Source organism: Planktothrix sp. FACHB-1355 (assembly GCF_014748295.1).
GTDB lineage: Bacteria > Cyanobacteriota > Cyanobacteriia > Cyanobacteriales > Aerosakkonemataceae > Aerosakkonema > Aerosakkonema funiforme_A.
Map to the genome: position 1 here is coordinate 1 of NZ_JACJUP010000367.1, position 5,531 is coordinate 5,531.

Annotated in this window: 5 protein-coding genes and 1 pseudogene; 1 reads left to right on the forward strand and 5 read right to left on the reverse strand. The window is 47.4% G+C overall.

Going from position 1 to position 5,531, the window contains the following annotated elements:
* Positions 1-41: 41 nt before the first annotated feature.
* The 5 genes from H6S82_RS16040 to pgl all read right to left on the reverse strand — a co-directional run bounded on the left by H6S82_RS16040 (position 42) and on the right by pgl (position 5,000).
* Complete coding sequence (locus tag H6S82_RS16040) at positions 42-464, reverse strand: FHA domain-containing protein (RefSeq protein ID WP_190467343.1); 423 nt, start codon at positions 462-464, stop codon at positions 42-44.
* Between the two features lie 151 nt (positions 465-615).
* A complete protein-coding gene (locus H6S82_RS16045) occupies positions 616-2,739 on the reverse strand; it encodes a CBS domain-containing protein (RefSeq protein ID WP_190467340.1) in 2,124 nt (707 codons plus the stop codon).
* Between the two features lie 177 nt (positions 2,740-2,916).
* A complete protein-coding gene (locus H6S82_RS16050; protein WP_190467338.1) occupies positions 2,917-3,363 on the reverse strand; it encodes an FHA domain-containing protein in 447 nt (148 codons plus the stop codon).
* Between the two features lie 43 nt (positions 3,364-3,406).
* Complete coding sequence (locus H6S82_RS16055; protein WP_190467438.1) at positions 3,407-4,180, reverse strand: FHA domain-containing protein; 774 nt, start codon at positions 4,178-4,180, stop codon at positions 3,407-3,409.
* Between the two features lie 70 nt (positions 4,181-4,250).
* Positions 4,251-5,000: a 6-phosphogluconolactonase gene (pgl, locus tag H6S82_RS16060; protein WP_190467435.1), complete on the reverse strand. Its 750-nt coding sequence runs from the start codon at positions 4,998-5,000 to the stop codon at positions 4,251-4,253.
* Between the two features lie 254 nt (positions 5,001-5,254).
* On the opposite strand from pgl, the pseudogene H6S82_RS16065 reads away from it, so the two are divergent.
* Positions 5,255-5,531: pseudogene (locus H6S82_RS16065) on the forward strand (hypothetical protein); the annotation flags it as partial.

Consider the following 5,531-nt stretch of genomic DNA (forward strand, 5'->3'; position numbering starts at 1 on the left):
ATTTACCTCCGATCTGAAGAATGAAGCCAATCGGCACGATCTCAATCTATAATTCTGCGGGTTGTTAGGTAAGTCTCTGATTCCCTGGGCGATGCCTCCGTATCCGCTGATGGCGATGGCGATCGCTCCTCCTGGGTCTTTTTAATTATCGCATTTGGGTCTCCTTTTCCCAGCAAAACTTGAATTTTTGGCCCAGAACTCCCCAAACGAAAGATCATACCATCTACGACCTGACGCTGAGTGATCGGTTCGTTATCTACATAGGTTCCATTAGCTCCAAAACTAATAATCTCCCAATCAGTACCATTGTTCCACAGCTCCACATGGTTACGGGAAACCACAGCGCTGTAAAGCACTACGTCATTATCTTTCGATCGACCAATCCGAATTAAAGGTTCGCCGCCAAAAGTCCAACTTTGAACCGGGGTAGACTGGCTTGGATGTAGCAGAGTTAGGGTAATCACCGCTATTGGATATGCAAATAAATACGTGTATAAATGTTAAGATGGCTAGATGCTCATCTCCAGCATATCAACTAAAAAAATCCTCCGCAATTCCCCCATCCCCCTAACCAGCATAAGTTTATACTGCCACCACTCACCTATTGGCTAACACTTATTTATTTTTCTGACGAATCGGAATTTCGATCGCAAACTCAGTTCCATCGCCTAGTGTTGAAAAACACTTTAATTGTCCTCCGTGTTTTTCAACCACAATCTGATAGCTAATAGACAAGCCCAAACCAGTACCTTTGCCAGGAGGTTTAGTCGTATAAAAAGGATCGAATAATTTACTAAGTACTGTCTCTGATATTCCTGGCCCGTTGTCTGCAATCCGAATTGCCACCCACTCCGCATTCAGCAATTCAGTACGAATTCGGATCGTACCGAGACGGTGTTCAACTTCATCCACATATTGCTGAATTTGCTGCCTGCGCTTCAAGTTTTCGCTTTCATCTACAGCATCAATAGCATTACTCAATATATTCATAAACACCTGGTTCATCTGTCCGGCATAACACTCCACCGGTGGTAAGTCGCCGTACTCCTTAATCACCAAAATACCCGGATGACCAGCCCTTACCTTAAGTCGATTTTGCAAAATCAGTAGAGTGCTATCAATTCCCTCATGCAAATCCACCGGCTTCATCTCAGCTTGATCCAGCCGCGAGAAATTTCGCAGAGACAAGACAATCTGACGGATGCGTTCTGCCCCCAGCTGCATCGAAGCCAGCAGCTTAGGCAAATCTTCGAGCAAGAAATTCAAATCTATTGCCTCAGCCTGCGCTTGAATAGCCGGAATAGACTGAGGATAGTGCTGCTGGTACAGGTACACCAATTGCAACAAATCTCGCACGTATTGACTGGCGTAAGGCAAATTACCGTGGATAAAGCTGACCGGATTATTAATTTCGTGAGCCACACCGGCAACCAGCTGTCCCAAACTAGACATTTTTTCAGTTTGAATCAGTTGTGCTTGCGTGCGTTGCAGTTCGTGTAAGGCAAAAGCCAGCTGATTCGCCTGTTCTCTTAATTGCGCTTCCGATTTACGCAAAGCCTCCTCAACCTGCTGGCGCTTCACTATATCCTTTTTCAGAAGCGCATTAGCTGCCTGGAGTTCCGCAGTTCGTTCCTCAACTTGCCTTTTTAAATCATCGTGAGCTTTTTGCAGTTCCTCCTCCGCCTTGACCCGAAAAGTTATTTCCCTCTGCAATTGCTCATTAGTTTGCCTTAATTCACTGGTGCGTTCGTCTACCGCCTGCTGTAAAGCCTCAATCACGCCATACATTTCCGTGGGGTCCAGCACTTGCAGCAGGCTAGTCTGGGAAACGATTCCCAGTAACTCCCCCTGATTCCCAGCAACAACTAAGCGGCGCACGTGTCGCCGCTGCATCTCCTGATGGGCCACCCACAGCGATTCATCTGGCCCCAAACAAAACAACGGCGTACTCATAACATCTTGCGCTTGCAACTGAGACAAATTCAGCTCCAATGCCTGAAACTCCACCACATCTCCTTCAGTGACAATCCCAACGGGCACCAAAAAGTACGGTGTTCTCACCCCGGAGTGTAGAGTTAAGCTATTTTCAATATTCAGCCGTTGTTCCTCCATCCTGGTAATCACCACACAGCTGACCCGATACTCTGCCATCAACTGAGCTAAATTCAATACTGATGCAGTCGATGGTGCATGAATCACTTGAGTTGTCATCACGTCTGCAACAGACCACAATCGTGTTAGAAGATTGGCGGGTTGCATCGATGCGCGAATGCTTCCTGGTGTCAACATCCCTATCAACTGACCCTGCTGGCTTAAAATCGGCAAGTGGCGAATGCGATGGTGACGTAATATGGATAGAGCGCTGAAGATATCTTGAGCATCAGATTGAGTAAGTGTAACTACTGGATGGCTCATTACATCCGCCACATTTACACTTTTTAAGTCCATCCCGGCAGCAATAAGTCTAACAATATCTCGTTCGGTAAATATCCCTACTAACTGCGATGCTTCCATCACCAAAACACAGCTAGCTCGCTTCAGCCTCTCTTGTTGGGAAGATTCGCCGTTCTCCTCAACTTCCGGCAGCCCATTTTCTCCGTTGACGGGGCAGCTGCTTCTCACCCTCGCCATTCGGTGCAGAACTTCTACTAGGGAAGTATGAGGAGCGACGGTCAGGGCGTGGGGATTGATGGCATTTTTAAGGGTTAGGGAATAGATCGGCGGGCCGTTGAGCTGCATAGCGATAAAATTGTGTGATGATTTCCACACCACATCATTGATGCAGTCAATTGTATGCTGTTATACTGCACACAGCTAGAGAGTGCGATTTACTCTTTTGAGACAGGTAATTTGTCGTTGTACTTAAAAACACATTAGTAATTGGTGATTTGCAAACTCTGACAAGTACTGTAAAAATTAAGCGTCAAGTTGGGTGGCGTCCTCCCGCTCTTCCGACCTGGGATGAATTAAAGTGTCTCTGGATTTGTCAGGTTTGGGTTCATTAGGAGATTGTTTCGCGGGAATCTTTTTTTGTCCCTCTTTTTGCCCCTCTTTAGTGTTAGATGTTCCCAGTAATACTTGAATTTGAGGTCCAGACCGAGCTAAACGAATCAGGGCTCCATCTCTGATGGCAGCTTCGTTAATGCGTTTGCCTTCCAGGTAGGTACCGTTTGCACCTAAATTCACAACTTCCCAGTTACAACCGTGACGTCGCAGCTCTACATGATGCCGTGAAACTACGGCACTGTAAAGGATGACATCGTTATCAGTAGCTCTCCCAATCCGAATCACCGATTCCTCATCAAAAGTCCAACTTTGAATCGGGATTGACTGAAGTGGATGCAGCAGGTTTAAAGTAATCACATTGGCAGCGTCAATTGATTTTGGATGCAATAACTAGAATCGATTAGGAGATCTGAAACAGAAACGTCACCAGGTCTCCTTTTCCGAGAGCGATGCGATCGCCCGATCGCAATCGGTGTCGGTTGCCTCTCGGCAGGGGCGTGTGATTAATATAAGTGCCGTTAGAACTCCCGACATCTTCAATATAATAGGCATCTCCCTCGATCCGGATATCCGCGTGAATGCGAGAAACGACCTCGGAATTTGGAAAACCCGAAACGTCTATATCCGGGGGAATTTGATCGTTGGGCTTACCTATATGAACTATAGGTAAATTTTGGGGCAGCTCGATGTCCGTTTTAGTTTGGAGGTGCAGAAGCTTTGCTGTTTGCTGCTGCAATCGAGTTTGGGAAGTGGGGTATGGTGCTGATTTGGCTGGACTTGCAGCCTGAGCTTGTTCGCTACCGACCGCTGGCGGTGGCGCGGGTGGAGTTTCTCCAGCGGTTGCTTCGATGCCGGGATTTTGTGGAACAGGTGCTGGCGAACTCATTTGTAAAGGTAACGGTTCTATTAAAGGATCTGGTTCGATTAAATCCGGTACCGACACTTGTTGTGTCGGCGCAGCCGCGACCGTACCTGGGGCGGCTGTCTGTTCTTCTCCTTTGACAGAATTAGTTGCCTGCAAGTTAAAGCCGCATTGACCGCAGAAGCTGGCGTCTGTCTGCACCGTCGCACCGCAGTTAGGACAATTGGTTGTGGCCGGTAACGGTGTGTAACAAGCTTCGCACTGAACCGCTCCGTCTGGATTTTGGTGATTGCAGTTTGGGCAAACAATCATGAAATTTTCTCTTCCGTCGAGATTGTCTTCGATGAGTTTTAGTGGGAAAGTGGCGCTATCCGATCGGATCTTAATAATTCGATCGCGACTGTGAGGTTGCCAGACCCAAATTTCCACCAGCAGACTCATCTAGTAGCCACCAAAGTTCTCCGACTGGCTCGATCAGCCGGGATGGGTAGGCCATATCGTCGCCTTGAGGGGCAAAAACCTGCGCTAAGGCAGATTGTTTGTTGGCACCTGCCACTATGAATATTACACAGCGGGCTTGGTTAATCAGGGGTGCTGTGAAGGTAAGGCGCGGTTGACCGTCCTTATTCCCAACTCCGATCGCACGGTCGCGAGCTTGCAGCACATCTGTGTGTGGAAACAAGGAAGCGGTATGTCCATCATCCCCCATTCCCAATAAAACGATATCAAATACCGGAAATTCTCCTGGGGCACTGCCAAAAAACTCTCGCACCTCCAGTTCGTACTTTTGGGCGTCTGCTGCTGGGTCAGCGGCATCGGTAGGCATAGGATGGATGTTGGCAGCTGGTATATCTACTTTATCCAACCAAGCTCGACGAGCCATGCCTTGATTGCTGTCGGGATGCTCTGGCGGCACGTAACGTTCATCACCCCAAAATACGTGTACTTTCTCCCAAGGCAAGCTTTGCTTCGCTATTGCTTCATACAGAGATTTAGGTGTGCTGCCGCCCGAAAGAGCGATCGTACACTGGCCGCGCAAGGCTGTTGCTGTATTAATTTTGTCTGCCACCAGTAGGAGCGATCGCTCTAGCAAGGCTGTCTGAGAGGGTAGCACTTCCACGTTTGTGCCCATTAGTTGCTGCACCTAATAGCTTTCCTATCTTCAGAGTAAAGCATATATTCGTTGAGAAACATTCAGGGGTGATAGCCTACGTTTTGGAGTATCTTGCTGGGCGATTGTATACTATCTTTGCGATCGGTGCATACTATCGGTCACAATATTTTACTAGATTCCTGGATAAAATATCCTGAATAGTCAGCTAATAGTTTAAATTTAAGATTTAAGCAAAACTTCAGGATCGGCTTATCGCAATTTGGCAAACCAAAATGGTAGATCCGACAGATCAAATCGCAAAACAAGCTCGCTCTGGCAGCGTTGCGGCGATTATTCAACTAATGAATGAAAAGCTGGCTTCTAATGGTGTCAGAACCAGAGCAATACGCGAAAATGGCGTATTGCAAATGCTATGCGAAGCTGAGAGCCCAGAACAGCTCGAGCGATCCACTTTAGTGCCGCAAATTCGCGAGATTTTGCAGAATATCGGGCCCAGGAATATTCGTCGCGTTAGAATTAATTGTCGAATCGTTCGAGAACAGCAGTTGC